Raw genomic sequence first — 20,431 nt, forward strand, 5'->3', positions numbered from 1 at the left:
GCACGCGCGGCCCGGCATCGCGGAAACGTCCATAGGGGGAATGACATGAAACAGCATCGCATCGCCCGCACCGGCCAGATGGCCGCAGTGCTGGGCCTGGTCCTGGGAATGGGCCTGCTGGCCGCCTGTCGCAGCCATGCGCCGGCCGCCGAGGGTCCTGCCGAAACCACCGCCGTGCAGTTCCCGGAGGCTTCGAAGGCCTCGTTGAAGGAAGGCATCTATCCCGACGTCGCCGACCTGCGCCGCTTCGCGCCGGGCATGAGCAAGCGCCAGCTGTATACCTTGCTGGGCACGCCGCACTTCAACGAAGGCATGTGGGGCGTGCGCGAGTGGAACTACCTGTTCAACTTCCGCACTGCGCAGGGCGCGGAGTATTTCACCTGCCAGTTCCAGGTGCGCTTCGACAGCAAGGGCATCGCCCAAGGGGGCTACTGGAAGCCGGAATCGTGCGCGGCGGTGCTGGAACCGCCGCGGCCGCCAGCGCCGCCAGCACCGGCACCGTTGCCGGAGCAGCCGCTGCGGTTGTCGGCGGATGCGCTGTTCGGGTTCGACAGCGCGGTGCTCAGTGCCGAAGGCCAGCAGGCCATACAGGGCGTGCTGGCGCAGGTGCGCGAGGCCAGTCAGGTGCAGTCGATCCGGGTGACCGGGTACACCGACCGTATCGGCAGTGCCAGCTACAACCAGACCCTGTCGCAGCGGCGTGCCGAGGCCGTGCGCAGCGCGCTGGTGCAGGGTGGGGTGCCTGCGGCCAGCATCAGCGCCGAAGGGCGGGGCGCAGCCGAGCCGATCGTGCAGTGCGAGCAGCGCAACCGTCGCGAGCTGATCGCCTGCCTGGCGCCGAACCGGCGTGTGCAGATTGCTGGAATGGCCCAGCCGCGCTGAGAGTCCAACACCGGGGTCATGCCCCGGTATCCCGAGTCCCCCCTGACCGTCGGCAGGACGTGGTTACGTCTCCCCCGTTGACCATGCCTGCCGGCGGCTCAGGTTTTCCATGGTGCACGCGATGAACGCCCAATTCCTGCCTCTTTCCATGAAGACGGAAGCCACATTGAGTGTGTACGGCCAGCTCGGCAACCATGCGGTGGTGCGCATTCCCGGGCGGCGCCTGCCGGGCTTGATCCTGCAGGCAGACACCGTGGCCGGCTTCCTTGCCCAGCTGCAGGAAGCCCAGGCCTGCCTGCGCAGTGGTCGCGCACAGCGCACCGACGCCGAACTGGACATGCTCATCGACGTGTTGCAGCAGTGGTATGCGCTGATCGAATCGCGCCTGGCCGACGCCGGCGAGGCACTGTAGAAGAAAAAGGGGACGGAGGGGATTAAGTCGTTCCCGGCACGGCAGGGACATGGACGACTTAATCCCCTCCGTCCCCTTTTCTGTGTCATGCGCGTGCGCGGATCAACCAGCAGGCAGCATCCACGCGGACCCGATCGCCGTCGATGAATGGTGTGAATGCTGCCAGCGCCTGGTCGCGCAGCCCAGCGGCCTCCGCTTCGGGCAGCGCCCGCAGCGCCTGGCCCACCGGGCCCAGCTGGCCGACGTAGGTCGGCAGCTCATCGCGTGCGATCGAACACGGAAGGTCCACCGCAACCACCTCCACATCCTTCCAGCCGGCAGCCTGCAACAGGCGCTGCACGCGTTGGCCATCTGCGAAGGCGAACTGTCCCGGGGCACCGGGTACGCGCGGCGGAAGCTCAAGCGCATCGCCGACCGCGCGCTCGGCCGTGGTCATGAATGGATTCTCGTCAGCGCTGCGCCAGGCAATGAAACGCAGGCCGGCACCGGGCCGCGTGGCGCGGTGCAGGTTGGCGAAGGCCGCACCGGTATCCTCGAAGAACATCACCCCCAACCGCGACTGGATCCAGTCGAAGTGCGCGGAAGGCAGAGGGTGCCGTTGCGCGTCGGCAAGGATGAAGTCAGCGTCCAGCCCCGCCGTTTCTGCCCGTTCGCGCGCCATTGCCAGCATCGGTGCGGAGATATCCAGGCCGGTGCAGTGGGCGGCCGGGCGTGCCGCACCGGCGGCAAGCAGGCTTGCGCCCGTGCCGCATCCGATGTCGAGCAGTTGCGTGACGGTTTCTGGCAACTCGGCGACCAGCAGGTCGGCCATCGGCTGGAACAGGCCATCGAGGATGGCCTGCTGGGCGACCCAGATCTGGCCGCCGGGGCCGTTCCAGAGGGTGTTCTGATCAACGGGGGATGGGCTGGCCATGGTCTTGCCTTGTCGGGAAGTGGCCCATAGGTTGCTGCTTGAAGACGACTTGAGGTCAAGCCCATGCGTGAACTGGATATCGGCGAGGTGGTCAAGCGCAGTGGCGTGCCGGCCTCGACCCTGCGCTACTACGAACAGCTGGGGCTGCTGCAGGCACTTGGGCGTCGCGGCCTGCGCCGGCAGTATGACGAGCAGGTGCTGGAACGGCTGGCGCTGATCGGTCTCGGCCAGGCGGCCGGGATGTCACTGCAGCAGATCGGGGCATCGCTGCCGCCGCAGCGTGGATGTATCTCCCTGGATCGTGAGGCGCTGCTGGCGCAGGCTGATGTGCTGCAGAGGCAGATCACCCAGCTGCAGCGGGTGCGCCGGCACCTGCAGCGCGCGGCGGCCTGCCCGGAAGCGCAGGATGCGCGGCAGTGCGGTTCATTCCGCAAGCTGCTGCGGGCGCAGCAGCGCATGGCGGGTGGGTGAGTTGCCGGAACCGGCTCAATCGCGGGTGCTGACTTCCCAGGTGGCATGCAGAACGCCCGGCACGTGCTCCATCCGCGCCAGCACCACGTCCAGCTCATCGGCACTGACGGCCGTACTGACCAGCACCGCGATCACATCGGTGGGTGCATCGGCATGCTCGACCACCTGCACATCACCGACCGGATACTGCGCTGCTTCCAGCGCGTCGACCAACCGCTCGCGCACGCGCGGCACGGCTTCGGCATCCACGCTCAGGCGCACTTCGTAGGTCGCCTCGGTGGCGGTCTCATTGATCGGAATGCGGTTGATCGCATTCACCAGCGGCCGCAGCAGGGTGTTTCCGGCGATGATCAGCACGGTCAGCAGCACGCCTTCGGCCAGCATGTCCGCGCCGGTGCAGCTGCCCACCGCCGCAGAGCACCACAGGGTGGCGGCGGTGTTCAGGCCGCGCACGTTCATGCCTTCCTTCATGATCACGCCCGCGCCGAGGAAGCCGACGCCGGAGACCACGTAGGAGATCACCCGCACCGCCTCGGCGCTGCCGGCGATGCGCATGCCCAGGTCGACGAAGGCGGCCGCGCCCACGGCCACCAGCACGTTGGTGCGCAGGCCGGCGGTGCGCTGCCGGTACTGGCGTTCGGCGCCGATCAGCGTGCCCAGTACGAAAGCGGCCAGCAGGCTGACCACGGTGTCGGCGAAGGGACCGGCCTGGAAGGTCTCAATAAAGCGCATGGCCGGAGTCTACCCCGGTCGTGTGACGGTAGATCCATGCCATGCGTGGATACCCGGATGGGCCACAAACGACTTAATCCCCTTTTTCGGGATCAGTCGGTATCGTCGACGCGCTCGCCCATCAGCTCGCGCTGGCGCTTGTCCAGTTCTTCGGCGTAGCGCTTGCGCACGAAGGCTTCGGAGACGACGCCCAATACCTGGCCGTCGGCAGCCACCACCGCCAGCTCGTCGGCCTGGGTCTGGTCGAAGCGCTGCATCACGCTGACCACGTCGGAGGACGGTGCCAGCGAGACGTCACGGTTCTCGGCCAGTTCGCCGATCAGGGTTTCCGGCTTCACGCCATCGCCGTAGACCCGTGGAATCTGCACGATGCCGGCATAGTGGCCCTCGCTGTCGATCAGGATCACCCGGGTGCCCGAGCCCAGCGGGAAGCGCTGGCGGAACGCGGCGGCATCGAGATCGGCCGGGGCGGTCGCCACGCCCTTGCGCATCAGCCGGCCGGCGTTGAGGTTCTGCACCCAGCCCACGTCGCGGGCGCTCTTGATGGTCTCGCCGCGCAGGTGCATGCGCCAGGTCGAGAACGAGTAGCCGAACCACTGCCGCACCAGCGTGCTGGACACCAGTACCGCGCTCATCACCACGCTGGTCAGCAGGAAATCGTGCGTGCCTTCCAGCACCAGCATGGCCATGGTCATCGGCGCGCCAACGACGGCGGCGGCCAGTGCGGCCATGCCGGCCAGCGCGGCCGAGGTGGCGTCGATCACCGGAACGCCGGTGGCCATGCCCAGCAGTCCAGCGAACAGCGCGCCGACCAGGGTGCCCATGAACAGCGAGGCGAAGAACAGTCCGCCACGGAAGCCGAAGCCGAGCGAGATGCCCGAGGCCAGGCACTTCAGGGTCAACAGGCCGCCGATCCAGATCAGCGGCAGGTGCGTGGTCAGGTCCAGATGCAGGGCGCCGTGGCCGGACGACAGTACCTGCGGGCTGGCCAGTGCCAGTGGAATCAGCAGCAGTCCACCCACCACCGGCCGTCCCCACGCGGGCAGGGGGCTGCGCTTGACCGTGCCTTCGATCGAGGCGATCAGCCGCATGATGGCGATGCCGACCATCGCGCAGCAGCAGCCGAGCAGGCCGTAGATCGCGTAGTCGGCGGCGCGCACGTCGATGGTCGAGGCCGCTGGCAGTAGATAGGCTTCGATGCCGGCCTGGTCGGCCACGAACGCGCCGGCCAGCGCTGCGACGGCCACCGGTGCCAGCGCAGCGGGGGTGTAGGCGCCGATGACGATCTCGAAGGCGTAGAACGCACCGGCCAGCGGCGCACCAAACGCAGCGGCGATGGCACCGGCGGCACCGGCACCGACCAGGATGCGCACGTCGTTGCGACGCAGGCGCATCACCCTGCCCAGTTGCGAGCCGCTGCCCGCGCCCATCTGCGTATACGAAGCCTCAAGGCCGACCGACGCGCCGCAGCCGTTGGACAGCAGGGTCTGGGTCAGCACGATCAGGTTGTCGCGCATCGACATGCGGCCGCCGTGCAGCGCATTGGCTTCCACCGCATCGAGCAGTGGCCGTTTCAGTCGCGTCGCCGCCAGGCTGACCAGGCCGACCAGCAGCCCGCCCAGTGGCAGCACCAGTAGCGCGGTCCAGGTCAGCGAGGGCAGGGAGCTCAGCCGCATGCCGTCGTCCAGCCCATACAACGTGCCCTGCAGCCAGCGCGCGATGCCCGACTGCAGCAGGGTCAGGTAGCCGGCGATCAGGCCAACCAGCAGCGCCAGCGCGATGAACCACAGGTCGCTGCCGCGCAGCCGCAGGCGCAGGCCCTGGAAGGCCAGATGCAGGCGCGATGGCGAAACGGGCGAAGACATGGTGGCGGCATGATACGCCGCCACCGTGAGCGCCACCGTCACCGCATCGGGCGGCTACCGGCTCAGAAGCGGTAGCGGCCCTGCACGTAGAAGGTGCGCGGCGCGGCCACCATGCGGCCGGCGTTGCCATCGACATTGCGGGTGTACCAGCGCTTGTCGGCCAGGTTGTTCACGCCCAGCGCGATCTCGCTGTCACCCAGCCCCGGCACCTGCCAGGCCACCTGGGCATTCCACAGGCGTACGCCCGGCACGCGTCCCACGCGCGCGTCAGCGCTCTCGGCCCAGGTGTTGGCGGCGTCGGAGAACTGGCCGCTCTGGTGGGTGCTGGAGACGTTGAAGGTCCAGCCGGCCAGCGCGTAGCGGGCGCCGATGCTGTCGGTGTCGCGCGAGTAGAACGGCACGTCCAGGCCGCGGTTGTCACCGGACTGCTGGATCGCCTTGGTCCAGGTGTAGTTGGCGTACAGCTCCAGCCCGGCCAGCGCGCTATCCTCGGCGAAGTGGTACTCCAGTGCGCTCTCCACACCCTTGTGGTCGGTGGCACCAATGTTCTGGAAGGTGGGCGGGGTGATGCCCGGCACCTGCAGGATCTGGTTGTCGAAGCGCATCTTGAACACGGTCACTTCCGCGCGCAGTGCCCCATCCTGCCAGCGTGCGCCCAGCTCGGTGGTCTTGGCCACTTCCGGGTTCAGCGGATTGCTGGCGGTCTGCGAATTGAGCTGGATGTTCTGTACCGGTCCGAACGAGGTGGTGTAGTTGCCGAACACGGTCAGCTGCGGAGTCAGCAGGTAGGCGATGTTGATCGAGGGCAGGGCCTTGTCGTTGCGGCTGCTGAAGGTCGCCGTGCCTCCGGCCTGGCGGCGGTCCATGTCGATCCATTCCATGCGCACGCCGGGCGTGATCCGCCACTGGCCGATCGCAATGCGGTCGTCGATGTAGAAGGCGTGCGCGTCGGTGGCGTTGTCGAAGCGGGTGGTGGCACTGGCCGCGCCGGTGCGGCGGGCGACGGTGTAGCTGCGGTCGTTGCCGCGCTCGCGCAGGAAGCGGTAGCCGGCGGTGATGTCATGCACCGCGCTGCCCCAGTGCAGGCGCTGGGTATAGCGCGGCTCGATGCCGAGCACGCGGTAGTCGCGCGGCTGCACGGTCAGCTGGGTGTTGGCGGCGTTGATCAGCGAGCTGGCACGGGTGCTCTCGTTGTAATAGGCCAGCACCTCGAACTCGCTGTTGGCCGACAGCGTGTTGGTGTAGCCCAGGTCGATGCCGGTGCGGTGGCCCTTCCAGAAATCGGTCGGCCGGGTGTTCTGGAACGGATCGGCCTCGTACTGCGCACGGGTCAGGCCGCCCGGCGTCAGCGAGCGTACGTCGTAGTAGGACAGCTTGGCACGCAGCTCCTGCTGTTCGTCGATGGCGTAGGCGAACTTCAGCGCGAGATCGTTGAAGCGGTCATCGCTGCCCTGGCGCCAGCCGCGACCATCCTGGCCGGAGTAGAGCAGGGCGGCGCCCAAGCCGTTGTCGCCGGTGCCGCCGAGGAAGGCGTTGTACTGGGCGCTGTCGCCGCCGCCATGGTCGTAGGCGGTGTAGCGCACGCCGGCTTCGCCGTGCAGGCCGGCCTCGGTGGGAATGCCGCGGGTGCTGAAGTTGATGATGCCACCGACGTTCTGCGGCCCGTAGCGCACCGCGCCGCCGCCGCGCACCACGTCGATCGACTCGATGTTGGACAGGCTGGTCGGCGCGAACGACAGCTGTGGCTGGCCATACGGCGCCACCGCCAGCGGCACGCCGTCCAACAGGACGGTCGAGCGCGGCGAGTAGCGCCCGGTGAGGCCGCGCACGCCGATGTTCAGCGACACCGAACTGCCAGCGGTGCCGGAGTTGTCGGTGACCTGCACACCGGGGATGCGGCGCATGGCATCGCCGAGGCTGGCCGCGCCGCTGGCCTCGATGCGCTGGCGGTCAACCACGGTGCGCGCGCCGGCGAAGCGCTTCACGCTGTCATGCAGGCCGGTGCCCAGCCAGCTGCCGGAGACCTGGATGCTGTCCAGCGTGGTGGCGCCATCCTGGGCGAAGGCGGTGGTGGCCGGGAGCAGGCACAGGGCAAGGGCGGCGGCCAGCGGCAGGCGGGCCGGTTGCAGGGCAGGGATGGGCATCGGTGCGAGCTGTGGAAGGCGGTAAATGAGAATTATTGCTGATTCCATTCGCCAATGGAATGCGCCGCCGGTTCACGCTGTTCCCCCGGTGGTAGAGTGGGCGATTGCTTCCTGACTCGCTGAGATCTGCCATGTCCCAAGCCGCCTTCTACCCCGTCGGAACCCCTGGCCAGCCGTGGGGAGCGGCGGAACGGGAGGTGTGGCGTGGCCGCCAGCAGCGCCTGCGTCGCTATGACGAGGAGGTGCTGCCCCGCATCGAGGCGCTGGCTTCGCGCTTCGACAAGGTGGCCTATGGCCAGCTCGACTACGCTGGCGAGACCTACACTCTGTTCGCCCTGCGCAGCCGCGATTGGAACCCGGCGCTGCCGGCTGCCCTGGTTACCGGTGGCGTGCACGGTTATGAGACCAGCGGCGTGATGGGCGCGCTGGAATTCCTCGAAAGGCACGCCGCCGACTACGCCGGCAAGGCCAATCTGCTGGTGGCACCGTGCGTGAATCCGTGGGGCTTCGAGCGCATCAACCGCTGGAACTTCGATGCGATCGACCCGAACCGCAATTTCCGCGCCGATGGCCCGGCCGGCGAGTCGACCGCGCTGATCGAGCTGATCGCACCGATCAAGGACCAGTTCGTGCTGCACATCGACCTGCACGAGACTACCGACAGCGACGAGAGTGAGTTCCGCCCGGCGTTGGCCGCGCGTGACGGCAAGCCGTTCGAGCCGGGCCTGATTCCGGATGGCTTCTATCTGGTGGACGACAGCGAGAACCCACAACCGGCCTTCCAGCAGGCGGTGATTGCCGCGGTGGAGAAGGTCACCCACATCGCGCCGGCCGACGACAAGGGCGAGATCATCGGTTCGCCGGTGGTCGCTCACGGCGTGATCGAGTACCCGCTGGTGAAGCTGGGCCTGTGTGCCGGCATCACCGGTGCGACCTACACCACCACCACCGAGGTCTACCCGGACAGCCCGCGGGCGACCCCGCAGCAGTGCAACGACGCCCAGGTGGCAGCGGTGTGCGCGTCGCTGGATTACGCGCTCGCCCATCGTTGATGGAAAAGGGGACGGAGGGGATCAAGTCGTTTGCGGCACAAACGACTTGATCCCCTCCGTCCCTTTTTCGGTTCACCCCAACGCGTCGGCCCACCACAGCGCCGCCGGCCCCGGCGGCGTGTCGCGGCGCCACAGCAGGTCGCTGTGGATGCGTCGTGGCCAGCCGGGCAGAGTCAGTTCCACCAGCTGCCCGCGGTCGTAGCGCTGTACCAGCGCGCGTGGCAGCTCGGCCCAGCCGATGCCGTCCTCGGCCATCTCCATCACCATCAGGTAGTCGGTGGCGGTCCACGCCAGCCCGGTAACCGCCCGCGCATGGTCGACCTCCGCGCTCAATCGCACCTGCCGGTACCGTGCCAGCTGGGAAGCTGCGCGACGGCCGGCGTCGGCCAGCGGATGGTCGTGCGCCACATACACCGACAGCTCGCTGTGATGGGCCAATGGCCGTGCCACCAGACCATCCGGATAGCTTTCCTGGCGCGGCAGCAGGCCCAGCGCGGCGCGACCACTGCCGACCAGTTCCAGCACGTCTTCGCCTTCGGCATCCAGCCATTCCAGTTCGATCTCGGGGAACGCTTCGGCAAAGCGCTGCAACACGCGCTGCTCCGGATCGAGCTGATACACGTCGGAGAACACCACGGTCAGCCGCGCTTCGACCGGGGCGGCCAGCCGCACGCTCAACTGCTGCAGGCGGGTATCGGCGGCGAGGATTTCCTGGGCATGGCCGAGCACCTGGCGCCCGGCTTCGGTCAGCTGCGGGTAGCGTCCACTGCGGTCGAACAGGCTGACGCCCAGGTCCGCCTCCAGGTGGGCGATGGCGGTGCTGACCGTTGATTGGGTCTTGCGCAGGCGACGCGCCGCCGCCGAGAACGATCCGAGCGCGGCCGCTTCGACGAACGCCTGCAGGGATTCAGGGGAATAGGGCATTGATCCATCGCTCCTGTCGATGGTATCCATTTTGAATAGACCGTAAAAGACGATGATACTGTCCGCCGTCGCCCCTGTCTGCGGGGCATCCACGCATGGCGTGGATCTACTGAGGGCGGGGCGCTGTCCGCGTCCCGCAAGGAGTTTCACATGTCCCGTACTGTTCCCGCCCGTGGCGCGCTGGTCGCCTGGGCCTGCCTGACCGTGGCGATCGTTGCCGAAGTGGTCGGCACCTCGTTCATGGCCCATGCCGCCCGCGATGGTGGCTGGACCGGCTACCTGATCATGGCCGGCGCGTTGGCGCTGTCCTACTTCTTCCTTGCTCAGTCGGTGCGCCGCATCGCCGTGGGTGTGGCCTACGCAGTCTGGGAAGGCCTGGGCCTGACCCTGCTGACCGTGGTCGGCCTCACCGTGTTTGGCGAGAGCCTGTCGCTGCAGCAGCTGGCCGGCCTCGTGCTGGCGGTGGTCGGCATCGTCTGTGTCACCCTCGGGGAGGCGCACTGATGAATACCCTGGCTCTGTTTTTCGTGATCTGTTCTGCGCTGATCGACGTTGCCGCCAACATGATGGTGGCCAAGTCGGAGGGCTTCCGCCGCTGGCGCTGGGGCGTCGGCGCGGTCGTCATGGTCTGGATCGCCTTCGCCCTGCTGGGCCAGGCGGTGCGCTACATGGACCTGGCCACCGCCTATGCGATGTGGGGTGCAATCGGCGTGATCGGTACCGCCACTTGCGGCCGCCTGCTGTTCGGCAACCGCCTGCGCCCGATCGGCTGGATCGGCATCGCGCTGGTCACTGTTGCGGTGCTGCTGCTCAGCACCGCGAAGTAACGCGTTGTTGTGCCAACCAAGGTTGGCACCTACGCGTGCTGAGTTGCTGTGCCAACCCGGGTTGGTACCTGTCAGAGCGTGAGCCGCCGCATGCAGACGCCCCGGGGATGATCTCCCCGGGGCGTTGCGGTTTCTGCAGCGGTCAGAAGCGTGCGGTGAAGTTCAATCGCGTGGTACGGCCCGGGCCGGGCATCAGGCTCATCGCCAGCGTGTCCATGTAGTAGGTGTTGCGCAGGTTGCTGACCACCAGTTCCACTTCGGCCTTCGGGGTGAACTGCCAGCGCGCATAGAAGTCGTAGATCGCGGTGGGCAGGTAGATGTTCTGCAACCCGGTCGAGCCGGTGGTATTCCAGGGCTTGTCCAGTTCGTGGGTGGGGCCGCTGTTGTAGGTGCGGCGGATGCCGGTATCCAGCCGCTTGTCGAACAGGCGGAAGCCCAGCGTGCTGTGGATCGAGTACTTCGGCGGATTCTGTGCGTTGACAAACGAGGTACCGAAGCCGCCATCCACGCAATCCGGCGTGGTGTCCAGCTTGCTCCACTTCGCATAGGGGTCTTCACGCAGGCGCTTGGCGGTGGCCGCGTCGCAGGTGCGCGCGCGCTGGTAGTAGCTGGCCGACAGGTCCAGGTAGGCGATGCCGGCGTCATAGCCGGACTGCAGCTCGTAGCCGGATACCGTGTAGTTGTCCACGTTGTCGACATAGAACGCCCAGTTGCTGGAGTCGAAGCGACGGGTGATCGCGTTGTCGATATCGTTCTTGAACCAGGCCACCTTGAACGCCAGGCGGTCGCCATCGCGCCACAGGTCCTGCTTGAGCAGGCTGAAGCCGATGTCCCAGGAACGGTTCTTCTCCGGCTTCAGGTCGGCCACCGGTGCCGAGGTGCTGTTGCCCAGCGTCGATTCGAACAGACTGGGCATCTTCCAGCCCTGCGCGTACTTCACGTAGAAGAACATGTCCTGGTCGAGGTTGAAGCGGGCCTCTGCGTACGGCGCAAAGCCGTGGCCGGAACGGCGGATCGCCGGCTTGTAGCCCCAGGCGGTGGGAATCTGCTTGGTATAGAAACCGTTGGCGCCGCGCGGGTCGGGGATGAAGCCATCGAAGTCGTAGCTCTGGCCCAGCGTGCTGTCGCCGTAGGGCGTAGCGCGCAGCGAGTCGTAGGTGTACTTGCCCTGTGCATCCGGGTACCACTCCTTGTACCAGCCCGGCAGCAGCTGGCCGCCCTTGCTCAGGCGCGCGAAGGTGTAGCGCAGGTCGCGCGATTCGCTGACGAAGGCCACGCGGTTGCGGTCACGGGTGCGGTAGTCGATGAAGCGACCGCCAGCGGTCAGCGACAGCCAGTCCCACGGCTGCCATTGCAGCGAGGCGACAACGCTGGCTTCGCGCCGCGTGCCGGAGCGCAGGTAGCGGTTGTTGTTGTAGTCCACCGGCAGCACGGGCGAGTTCGGTGCGGTGTCCTCATGCTGGAACGCAGCGCCGTAGCGCAGCGTCCAGTCGCCCAGGCTGTTGCTGAAGCGGGTGGTGTTGCTGCTGTCCACGCCCCAGCGCCGGGTCTTCACGTCCGACTGCAGGCCCGGGCCATAGGTTTCCCCCAGCGTGTCCGGCATCTGGTCGTTGGGTACGTCCTTGAACAGCGGCGTGTTGGCGATATTGCTGTTGAACATGCGGCTGGTGGCGGTGGTGAACCACAGCGTGCTGCTCAGGTCCAGCCACGGATGTGCCTCGGGCCGGTAGCGGTGGCGCAGCGAGGTGGCATTGAGCCGCATTTTCCCCGGCTCGAACTGGAACATGGTGTTGGCCTTGTCCACGTAGGTCACCCATTCGTTGGACTCACCGACACGGCCGATCGCCGAGGGCATGATCTCGCCGAAGCTGGAGTTGAAGTAGCGGTGGCTCAGCTCAAGCCGCTGGTCGGGGTTGGGCGTCCAGGTGAATTTCAGCAGCGCCGATTCGTTGTCGGTGTGCGTGTTCAGCACTTCATCACCCGAGTGGTACATGTCCGAGACCGCCTGGCTGGACATGCCGGTACCGCCGCTGGACAGGTGCTGGTCGTCGTAGCGGTGCGCGCCGTTGCTGCCGGCGAAGTAGTTGCCCTGGCGACGCCGTGCGTAGGCCGCCACCAGCTGCCAGTCATCGCCGCGCTGGGCGAAGGCCACGCTGCCGTTCCAGTCGCGCGGGTCACGCAGGCTGTTGCGGTTGTCGCTGCCGCGCGCGATCTGCTTGAAGGTACGGGTGCGGTCGATGCTGTTGTCGGCCACGCCACCGCGCACGCGCAGTCCCCAGGCCTCGCCCTCGTCGAGGATGTCATCGATGTTCAGCGTCTCCATGTAGACCACGCCGCCGATCGCGCTGGCGGCGTTGGCGGCCAGGCTCGGCCCCTTCTCGATGCTGATCGCGCTGATCAGGTCCGGGTCGAGGTAGCTGCGCTGCTGCACACCGGCATAGCCGCGGTACACGTCGATGGCCTGCTGGCCGCCGTCGATGATCACCGGCACCCGGTTCTGGCCCTGCAGGCCGCGGATGTTCACGTCCAGCGCACCACCGTTGCGTACGTCTCCGGTGTGTACGCCGACTGCGCCGGCCAGCACATCGCCGATCGACTGGCCGCGGAAGCGTTCCAGCTGCTGGTGGTCCAGATGCACGCGCGAGCCGCTGTCGCGGTATACGGCATCGGCATCGGCCAAGCCCCACGGCGAAGCACCTTCGCTGGCCTGGCCGGCTACGCGCAGGGTGCCGATCTGGCGCACACCAGCATCGGTGGCGGGGGCGGCCTGCAGCACCACGCCGCTGGCATCACGCTGGAACGACAGGCCGGTGCCGGCCAGCAGCTGCGCCAGCGCGGCCTCGGTGTTGAGCGAGGCCTGCACGCCGCTGCTGTGGCGGCCGCGGGTCAGGCGCGCATCGGTGGCGATGGACAGGCCGGACTGCTGGCCGAACGTGGTCAAGGCTTGGTCGAGCGGTCCGGCCGGGATCTGCCAGCGAACGGCAGCGGCGGCATCCTGTGCGTGGGCGGCCGCCGGCAACAGGCACGGCGTGGCCAGGGCCAGGCACAGCGCGATGGCAAGCGGGCGAGGGGAAGGGCAGGGTCGTTTCATGGGGGCGGCAACATCCGCAAGGGGTTCCCTTGTAGGGCCCGCCGAGCGCGCACAAAGGGAACCGCGATTTCAACGCGGACGCACAACGGTCCACCACGGCCAACGCTGCTCGATGCGGATCGGCAGGGCGCGCGCCAGCAGTTTCAGGGCCTGCAGGCTGTCCAGGCGCGGCAATACCGCGGTGACATTCAATGCGGACAGTGCCGGATCACAGCCCAGATAGCCCTGATGGTGACGGGCCAGTTCGTCGATCACCCGGATCAACGGCGTGTCCTGCACCTGCAGGCGTCCGTCCTGCCAGTCGCCGCGCAGAGGATCGGCAGCGACCGTTGTGAGTCCCCCCATCGGTCCGATCTGCAGCGCACTTCCCGCAGGAACATCCAGCGCCGCACCGAACATCGGCAGGCACCGCACCACACCCTCGAACACGTCCAACCGGCCGTCCTGCGCTTCGCGGCCGACCGCGAAGCGGGTGCCGATCGGCTGCAGGCGCGCCCCGGGCACATGCACGGTCAGGGGCAGGCCGACGAATGCAGGGTGGTGGCCGGTCTGCAGCAGCAGTTCGCCGCGCAGCAGATGCAGGGCGCGGTGGCCGTTGCCGATGTCGACGGTCACTTCGCTGCCGGCGTTGAGCCACAACTGGCTGCCATCGGCCAACGTCCAATGACCGGTACGCCCGGCAGCGGTGCGGTGCGTGTGCAGGCGGCGCTGCGCCTGAAGCCCATGCAGGCCGAGCAGGGAGACCGCGCCGATGCCGAGGGCGCCACCGATGCCGCGCAGCGCCCGCCGCCGGCGAAGGCGCGCAGCATCAAGTGCCGTTGCGGCTGCCGGAGCCGACAGCGGGGCGAACGATTGCCAGACCGCCTCGACCCGTCGCCAGGCGTCGGCGTGATCAGCATCGGCCTGCAGCCAGGCGTGCCAGCGTTGCTGGTCGCCGTCGCTCCAGCCCTGTTGGCGCAGCGCGAACCATTCGGCAGCCTGTTCCAGCGCCGGGCCGGCCAATGCCGCGCTCATGCCGCCGCGTCGCCGGACAGGCGCAGGCAATGCAGCATCGCCTGCGCCATGTACTTCTTGACCATGCGCTCGGACACGCCCAGCTGCACGCCGATCTGTGCATAGCCAAGGCCGGACAGCCGCGCCAGCAGGAACGCGCGCCGTGGCCGCTCGGCGAGGCCGGACAGCATGTCGGCGACGGCGTGCAGCAGCTGCAATGCCTGTGTGCGCTCCTCGGCAGAAGGGTGCGCCGGCTCCGGTTGCGCGGCCAGCGCGGCCAGATAGGCGCGTTCCAGGTCCGCGCGCTGCCAGTGGTTGACCAGCAGGGCGTGCGCGATGGTGCTGAGATAGGCGCGCGGCAAGCGCAGTTCTGATGGATCGACACGACGGCTGAGCAGGCGCAGGAAGGTGTCCTGGGTCAGGTCGGCGGCGCAGTCGGCGTTGTGCGTGCGGCGGCGCAACCAGCCGAGCAGCCAGCCATGGTGTTCGCGGTAGAACCCCGCCAGCGCAGTGCTGGAGGCGGCGGGCACGGCCATCGGCATTGATCATTAATGAGAATGATTCCCATTATAGGGTGATCGAGCGGCGCGCGACAAACGTTGCGCGGGGCGCAGCGGGGGAGGTCGCCGGATTTGCGATGCCCGACGTGCTCGCCGACACTGCGGTTTTCCACAGGGAGTGCCCGCATGTTCAGCCACATCACCGTTGGAACGAACGACATGGACGCCGCGCATCGCTTCTACGATGCACTGTTCGGTGCGTTGGGCGCACGTCCGGGCGTCTTCGATGACAAGGGCCGTCTGGTGTATTTCAAGGATGGCCGTATGTTCATCGTCACCGCGCCGATCGACGGTCAGCCGGCATGCCACGCCAACGGCGGCACCATCGGCTTCACCCTCGACAGTGCTGAGGCCGTGCGTGGCTGGCAGGACGCCGGCGTGGCCCATGGCGGCACCGCCATCGAAGACCCGGCCGGCATCCGCAGCATGGCCGGGCGCCAGCTGTTCCTGGCCTACCTGCGCGACCCGGATGGCAACAAGCTGTGCGCGGTGCATGTGATGTCGTAATTGGACAGTACGCGCGTGGCCGCGTCGCAGGCAGTGCGCGCGGCTGTGCTCGCAGGCGTCTGCCGGCGCGCGCGTGATAACACGTAATGGTGGATCGGGCCTGTGACCGCTGGCCACAACTTCATGCTCTGTCCACTGCGGTTCAGCCACAATCGGTCGGCTAACCCTTTGATCTACCGGAGAACGCCGCCCCATGGATGTACTGGAGCCGCAACAATCCCCGGTGCGCACCCTTCGGCCTGTGTTCGCCTTCGCGGCGATCGTTGTCGTGGCGTTCGCGCTGTTCGTCAGCCTGTTCCCGCTGGGCGCAGGCCGCCTGCTGCTGAAGGCGCAGGACTGGGCCGCACTCAACGTCGGCTGGTACTACCTGCTGGCCATGACCCTGTACCTGGTGTTCGTGGTCGGCGTGGCGCTGTCCAAGTACGGTGGCATCAAGCTCGGTGCCGACCATGACGAACCGGAGTTCAGTTACCTCTCCTGGGCCGGCATGCTGTTCGCTGCAGGCATCAGCATCACCCTGTTCTTCTTCTGCGTTTCCGAGCCGCTGACCCACTACCTGCAGCCGCCGCAGGGCGATCCGGCGGCGGGCGAGGCCGGCGCGCGCCAGGCCATGCAGCTGCTGTTCCTGCATTGGGGACTGCATGGCTGGGGTGTGTTCGCGCTGGCGGCGATGGCGATGGCCTACTTCGCCTACCGCCACAACCTGCCGCTGGCACTGCGCTCGGCGCTGTACCCGCTGATCGGCAAGCGCATCAATGGCCCGATCGGTTACACCGTGGACGCGCTGGGCATCGTCGCCACCGTGTTCGGCATCGGCGCCGACATGGGCTTCGGCGTGCTGCACCTCAATGCCGGGCTGGCGCACCTGTTCAACATCCCGCATTCCAACCTGGTGCAGATCATGCTGGTGGTGGCGATGATGGGCGCGGCGGTGGCCGTGGCCGTCTCCGGCGTGGAGAAAGGCGTGCGCTGGATGGCCAACATCAACATGCTGCTGGCGATCGCGCTGGTGCTGTTCATGCTGTTTGCCGGGCCGACGCAGTACCTGTTCAGCACCTTGATGCAGAACCTGGGCGACTACCTCGGTAGCGTGGTCGGCAAGAGTTTCGATGTGTATGCCTACGGCGGCCGACCGGAATGGCTGGGCGGCTGGACGGTGTTCTACTGGGCCTGGTGGATCGGCTGGGCGCCCTTTGTCGGGCTGTTCATCGCGCGCATCTCGCGCGGCCGCACCATCCGCGAATTCGTGTTCGGCGTGCTGCTGATTCCGCTGGGCTTCACCCTGGCCTGGCTGTCGATCTTCGGCAACAGCGCGCTGGACCAGGTGCTGCACCACGGCCAGCAACAGTTGGCGCAGCTGGCGGTGGATGATCCACCGACCGTGCTGTATGCGCTGCTGGACGGCTACCCCTGGAGCCGCGCGGTGATCACGGTGACAGTGCTGGTCAGCTTCATCTTCTTCGTGACCTCGGCCGACTCGGGGGCGGTGGTGTTGTCCACGCTGTCCTCGCATGGCGGCGCACCCGAGGATGATGGTCCGCGTTGGCTGCGGGTGTTCTGGGGCACGGTGATCGCGGTGCTGACCGCGGGCCTGTTGCTGGCCGGCAGTATCGACGCACTGAAATCGGCGGTGGTGCTGGCGTCGTTGCCGTTCTCGGCGATCCTGTTGTTGATGATGTGGGGGCTGACCCGCGCCTTCAGTGACGAATCGCACCGCAAGCGCGCGCTGCAGTACCGGCCATCGCCGCTGATCGGCGACGATCGCCACCACCAGGGCTGGCGCCAGCGCCTGAGCCAGGCGATGCATTTCCCGGTGCGCGACCAGGTCTACCGCTTCATGGATGACACGGTGAAGCCGGCGATGGAAGCGGTGGCCGAGCAGCTGCGCGGGCAGGGCTGGGACGTGGCCACGCGCTTCGAGGCGGGCGACATGGAGTTGACGGTCAACCATGGCGAGCAGCAGGACTTCCTGTACCGGGTGATTCTGAGCGGTTACCTGACCCCGTCGTTCGCCGCACAGCAGCTGCGCAACCAGCGCTACTACCGCGCCGAGGTGCACCTGTTCGAAGGCAGCCAGGACTACGACCTGGTGGGCTACAGCCGCAAGCAGATCATCAACGACATCATCAGCCAGTACGAACGGCACCTGCAGTTCCTGCACCTGAGCCGGTGATGCGGTGGGGGCGGACCGTTGGTCCGCACCCCCTGTAGAGCCGAGCCCGCGCTCGGCTCCTCGGTGTCGGAAGAGCAGCCGAGCATGGCTCGGCTCTACAGTGGCAATCAGAACCTGTAACGAGCGCCCAGCGAGACGAACTGTCCGCGCAGGTTGTACTGGCTGATGTCGAAACCGTTGGAGCCACCGGCGGGGTCGAACGGCGGGTCCTTGTCGGTCAGGTTCAGCACCGACAGCGACAGCGTGGTGTTGGGAATACCTTCGTACGCTACGTACAGGTCCAGCTGGTGATACGGCTTGATGCGGTCGCGCAGGCCCGGGTTGCTGGTTGCCGTCGCCACACGCTGGTCGTAGCCACTCACGTACTGCAGGCTCAGCGTACTGCTCCAGTCGCCCACCGCCCAGTTCAACGAGGTGGTGCCGCGGGTACGCGGCAGCGCGCCGTGGCGGTTGTTGCCGGCGCCGTCATACGGTGCCTGCCCAGCCACCAGCGGCTGCTTGAAGCTGAGCAGGTGGGTCCAGCTGCCGGCCACGGTGAAGGTGCCCCAGCCCACGGTGCGGAAGGTGCGGTTGGCGTCCAGGTCCAGGCCCGAGGTGGTCAGTTCGCCCTGGTTGGCGTACTGGTTGGTGATGAACTGGATGCGTCCCTGCGCATCACGTTGCACGCGACCGGGGAACAGCGTCGGGTTGTCGACGATGAACTGCGCGCTGTCTGGCTTGACCAGGTTGTCCTGCTCGATGCGGTACCAGTCCAGGCCGATGCTGGTATCGGCATCCGGCGACCACACTGCACCCACGTTGAAGTTGCGCGAGCGCTCCGCCTTCAGATCCGGGTTGCCGGTGCGGATGTTGGTCACGCCACGGCTGCCGCCGGGCTGCAGCGGATCCAGCGGATCGATCACCGAGCCGTAGCTGACGGTCTGGCCCGGCGCGATCTCCGGCAGCGAGGGTGCGCGGAAGCCGCGCGAGAACGAGCCGCGCAGCAGCAGGCTGTCCAGCGGCTGCCAGCGCAGCGCCACCTTCGGCGAGAACGCCTTGCCGAAGTCATCGTAGTGATCGCCGCGACCGGCCACCTGCAGCTCCAACGTGCGGTGCAGCGGCACGCTCAGTTCGGCATAGGCGGCGCTGACCTGGCGCTCGCCATTGACCACGTTGATGGCCGGACGCAGTTCGGTGCCCGACAGCACCTGCGCACTGGTGCGCGCGTCCAGCGATTCCTTGCGGAACTCCGCACCCCAGGCAAAGCCGACCGTACCGGCGGGCATCTCCCACAGCGAGGTGGAGGCCTTCACGTTCAACGCGTGCAGCTTGTACCAGCCCGGACGCTTGGTCTGCAGGCGCAGTGCATCCAGCGCGCCCGGCGTGCTGGACGGGTTGAGGAAGTTGTAGCTGCCCTCGCGCAGGATCTGCTCGAACGCATAGCGATTGACGAAGTTGTCGACGTACTCGCGCTGTGCACTCTGCGAGGTCAGTGCCGCCACTTCCCAGTCCCAGCGTTCGCCGCTGCCGCGCACGCCCGCCAGGGCACGGTAGAACACCTGCGTGTTGTCCTTCAGGCGCGGGCCGAGGTCGAAGAAGGTGTACTCGAACGGCAGTGGCGTGCTGCCCGGGTTGTTGGGATGGCCGACCGGCAGCACCGCCGGCACGTCGATGAGCGTGCCGGTAGCCGGGTTGTAGGCACGCAGGCCAGGGCCAACGGTCAGCGGCGCACTGAAGATCTGGTCGGCTTTGTTGTGGCTGTACAGCACGTCGGCGAACGCTTCGACACTGTCATTGAAGCGGTAGGTCGCGCTCAACGACGCCTGCAGGCGCTCGGCGCCGGGCTGCAGGGTCTTGAACGGCTGCGCGTTGAAGGCGCAGGCCTGGCCGGGCAGGGTGCTGCCGAAATCGCTGTAGGGACGCAGCTGACTGCCATCCGGGCAGTTGGCGAACGGTTGCGGCGCGCGCGGGTTGGACAGCCAATTGCCACCGGCGGTGGACCAGCCGGCCAGGCGTCCGCCGGGCTTGTCGCGGAAATCGCCGCTGCGGGTATAGGCGCGCTGGTCGGCGTCGAGGCGATCACGCTTGAGCAGGTCCAGCCCGAACAGCACGTTCCAGCCCTGCTGCTCCAGGTCGCCGAAGCCGGCCAGCAGGTTGGCCTTGCGTTCGTCCAGGCCGCCCTGGGTGGCGGTACCGAAGCCGCCGCCGACTTCCACGCCCTGGAAGTTCTTGCGCAGGATGATGTTGATGACACCGGCGATGGCGTCGGAGCCATACACCGCCGAGGCGCCGTCCTTCAGCACTTCGATGCGTTCCACCGCGCTGATCGGCAGCGCGTTGAGGTCGACGAAGGTGTCCTGGGTATTGAGCGCGAAGCCGAAGTTGGACACGCGGTAGCCGTTGACCAGCACCAGTGTGTTCTTCGGCGACAGGCCACGCAGGCCGATCGAGGCCGAGCCGGCGGCGAAGCTGCCGGTGTACTGCTCGTCGAAGCTGTTGCCGGCATTGGCCGACAGGTTGCGCAGCACGTCGGTGAGGGTGGAGCGGCCGGTCTGCTCGATCTGTTCACGGCTGACGATCTGCACCGGGTTGGGCCCGGCGGTATCGCTGCGCTTGATGTTGGAACCGGTCACCAGCACGGTGCCGAGGGTGGTGCTGTCCTTGCCGGTGTCGGCGGATTCAGCGGCACCGGCAGCGCCGGCGGTGAGGCCCAGCGCGATCGCGCCGGCAAGCAGGTTCAGGGTGGTGCGGTACATGGAAGCGACAACGCCGAACGGGGGAGGAGCCGTCAGTACCGCATGTAGGTACATGCGCCTTCCAATGACGAAAGCGCATTCAGTTATACATCACAGGTTCTTAACGAACGGTGCGAGGAGTGCAGAGCATTGGTGCGCACGCTGCTGTAG

Annotated in this window: 17 protein-coding genes; 8 read left to right on the forward strand and 9 right to left on the reverse strand. The window is 67.3% G+C overall.

The genetic code is table 11. From position 1 onward, the window contains the following. Nucleotides 1–45: 45 nt before the first annotated feature. A complete protein-coding gene (locus G5A07_RS10210) occupies nucleotides 46–882 on the forward strand; it encodes an OmpA family protein (RefSeq protein ID WP_043401444.1) in 837 nt (278 codons plus the stop codon). Between the two features lie 121 nt (nucleotides 883–1,003). Next, nucleotides 1,004–1,294 carry a hypothetical protein gene (locus G5A07_RS10215; RefSeq protein ID WP_014037513.1) on the forward strand — a complete coding sequence of 97 codons (291 nt, stop codon included), beginning with the start codon at nucleotides 1,004–1,006 and terminating at the stop codon, nucleotides 1,292–1,294. A gap of 85 nt (nucleotides 1,295–1,379) precedes the next feature. Here the strand turns inward: G5A07_RS10215 and G5A07_RS10220 are convergent, their stop codons facing one another. Next, nucleotides 1,380–2,207 (reverse strand): class I SAM-dependent methyltransferase, encoded by an 828-nt coding sequence (locus G5A07_RS10220; protein ID WP_029550798.1) that lies wholly within the window; start codon nucleotides 2,205–2,207, stop codon nucleotides 1,380–1,382. A 63-nt stretch (nucleotides 2,208–2,270) separates the two neighbouring features. Between G5A07_RS10220 and G5A07_RS10225 the strand changes: the two genes are divergently transcribed. Continuing rightward, the gene (locus G5A07_RS10225; RefSeq protein WP_019337863.1) at nucleotides 2,271–2,678 is read left to right on the forward strand and encodes a MerR family transcriptional regulator; all 408 of its coding nucleotides are present in this window, start codon (nucleotides 2,271–2,273) and stop codon (nucleotides 2,676–2,678) included. A 15-nt stretch (nucleotides 2,679–2,693) separates the two neighbouring features. On the opposite strand, the gene G5A07_RS10230 is transcribed toward G5A07_RS10225, so the two are convergent. The 3 genes from G5A07_RS10230 to G5A07_RS10240 all read right to left on the reverse strand — a co-directional run bounded on the left by G5A07_RS10230 (nucleotide 2,694) and on the right by G5A07_RS10240 (nucleotide 7,419). Next, nucleotides 2,694–3,410: an MgtC/SapB family protein gene (locus G5A07_RS10230; RefSeq protein ID WP_024957423.1), complete on the reverse strand. Its 717-nt coding sequence runs from the start codon at nucleotides 3,408–3,410 to the stop codon at nucleotides 2,694–2,696. A gap of 92 nt (nucleotides 3,411–3,502) precedes the next feature. Continuing rightward, nucleotides 3,503–5,275 (reverse strand): chloride channel protein, encoded by a 1,773-nt coding sequence (locus G5A07_RS10235; RefSeq protein WP_049481304.1) that lies wholly within the window; start codon nucleotides 5,273–5,275, stop codon nucleotides 3,503–3,505. A gap of 62 nt (nucleotides 5,276–5,337) precedes the next feature. Beyond that, a complete protein-coding gene (locus tag G5A07_RS10240; protein WP_191863275.1) occupies nucleotides 5,338–7,419 on the reverse strand; it encodes a TonB-dependent siderophore receptor in 2,082 nt (693 codons plus the stop codon). A gap of 131 nt (nucleotides 7,420–7,550) precedes the next feature. On the opposite strand from G5A07_RS10240, the gene G5A07_RS10245 reads away from it, so the two are divergent. Then, nucleotides 7,551–8,471 (forward strand): M14 family metallocarboxypeptidase, encoded by a 921-nt coding sequence (locus G5A07_RS10245; RefSeq protein WP_191863276.1) that lies wholly within the window; start codon nucleotides 7,551–7,553, stop codon nucleotides 8,469–8,471. A 72-nt stretch (nucleotides 8,472–8,543) separates the two neighbouring features. On the opposite strand, the gene G5A07_RS10250 is transcribed toward G5A07_RS10245, so the two are convergent. Next, nucleotides 8,544–9,395 carry a LysR family transcriptional regulator gene (locus tag G5A07_RS10250; protein WP_010485168.1) on the reverse strand — a complete coding sequence of 284 codons (852 nt, stop codon included), beginning with the start codon at nucleotides 9,393–9,395 and terminating at the stop codon, nucleotides 8,544–8,546. Between the two features lie 150 nt (nucleotides 9,396–9,545). Here G5A07_RS10250 and G5A07_RS10255 point away from each other — a divergent pair, with 150 nt between their 5' ends. Then, nucleotides 9,546–9,899 carry an SMR family transporter gene (locus G5A07_RS10255; protein WP_010485170.1) on the forward strand — a complete coding sequence of 118 codons (354 nt, stop codon included), beginning with the start codon at nucleotides 9,546–9,548 and terminating at the stop codon, nucleotides 9,897–9,899. Continuing rightward, on the forward strand, nucleotides 9,899–10,222 hold the full coding sequence (locus tag G5A07_RS10260; protein ID WP_049437687.1) for an SMR family transporter: 324 nt from the start codon (nucleotides 9,899–9,901) through the stop codon (nucleotides 10,220–10,222). Before G5A07_RS10255 ends, G5A07_RS10260 begins: the two co-directional genes overlap by 1 nt. Nucleotides 10,223–10,364: 142 nt before the next feature. Here G5A07_RS10260 and G5A07_RS10265 read toward each other — a convergent pair whose 3' ends face one another. From G5A07_RS10265 to G5A07_RS10275, 3 genes are all read right to left on the reverse strand, one after another. Next, complete coding sequence (locus G5A07_RS10265; RefSeq protein WP_191863277.1) at nucleotides 10,365–13,313, reverse strand: TonB-dependent receptor; 2,949 nt, start codon at nucleotides 13,311–13,313, stop codon at nucleotides 10,365–10,367. Nucleotides 13,314–13,382: 69 nt separating this feature from the next. Next, entirely contained in the window at nucleotides 13,383–14,327 is a 945-nt protein-coding gene (locus G5A07_RS10270; protein WP_191863278.1) for a FecR domain-containing protein, read from the reverse strand. Further along, entirely contained in the window at nucleotides 14,324–14,842 is a 519-nt protein-coding gene (locus G5A07_RS10275; RefSeq protein ID WP_191863279.1) for a sigma-70 family RNA polymerase sigma factor, read from the reverse strand. Before G5A07_RS10275 ends, G5A07_RS10270 begins: the two co-directional genes overlap by 4 nt. A 150-nt stretch (nucleotides 14,843–14,992) precedes the next feature. Between G5A07_RS10275 and G5A07_RS10280 the strand changes: the two genes are divergently transcribed. Together G5A07_RS10280 and betT are read left to right on the forward strand one after the other, a co-directional pair. Continuing rightward, on the forward strand, nucleotides 14,993–15,373 hold the full coding sequence (locus G5A07_RS10280) for a VOC family protein (protein ID WP_010485179.1): 381 nt from the start codon (nucleotides 14,993–14,995) through the stop codon (nucleotides 15,371–15,373). Between the two features lie 193 nt (nucleotides 15,374–15,566). Next, the gene (betT, locus tag G5A07_RS10285; RefSeq protein ID WP_010485181.1) at nucleotides 15,567–17,546 is read left to right on the forward strand and encodes a choline BCCT transporter BetT; all 1,980 of its coding nucleotides are present in this window, start codon (nucleotides 15,567–15,569) and stop codon (nucleotides 17,544–17,546) included. A gap of 107 nt (nucleotides 17,547–17,653) precedes the next feature. Here the strand turns inward: betT and G5A07_RS10290 are convergent, their stop codons facing one another. Next, on the reverse strand, nucleotides 17,654–20,281 hold the full coding sequence (locus G5A07_RS10290; RefSeq protein WP_191863280.1) for a TonB-dependent receptor: 2,628 nt from the start codon (nucleotides 20,279–20,281) through the stop codon (nucleotides 17,654–17,656). Between the last annotated feature and the right edge of the window lie 150 nt (nucleotides 20,282–20,431).

Origin of the sequence: Stenotrophomonas sp. AS012628, assembly GCF_010608305.1 — a bacterium.
In the GTDB taxonomy this organism is placed as follows: domain Bacteria; phylum Pseudomonadota; class Gammaproteobacteria; order Xanthomonadales; family Xanthomonadaceae; genus Stenotrophomonas; species Stenotrophomonas geniculata.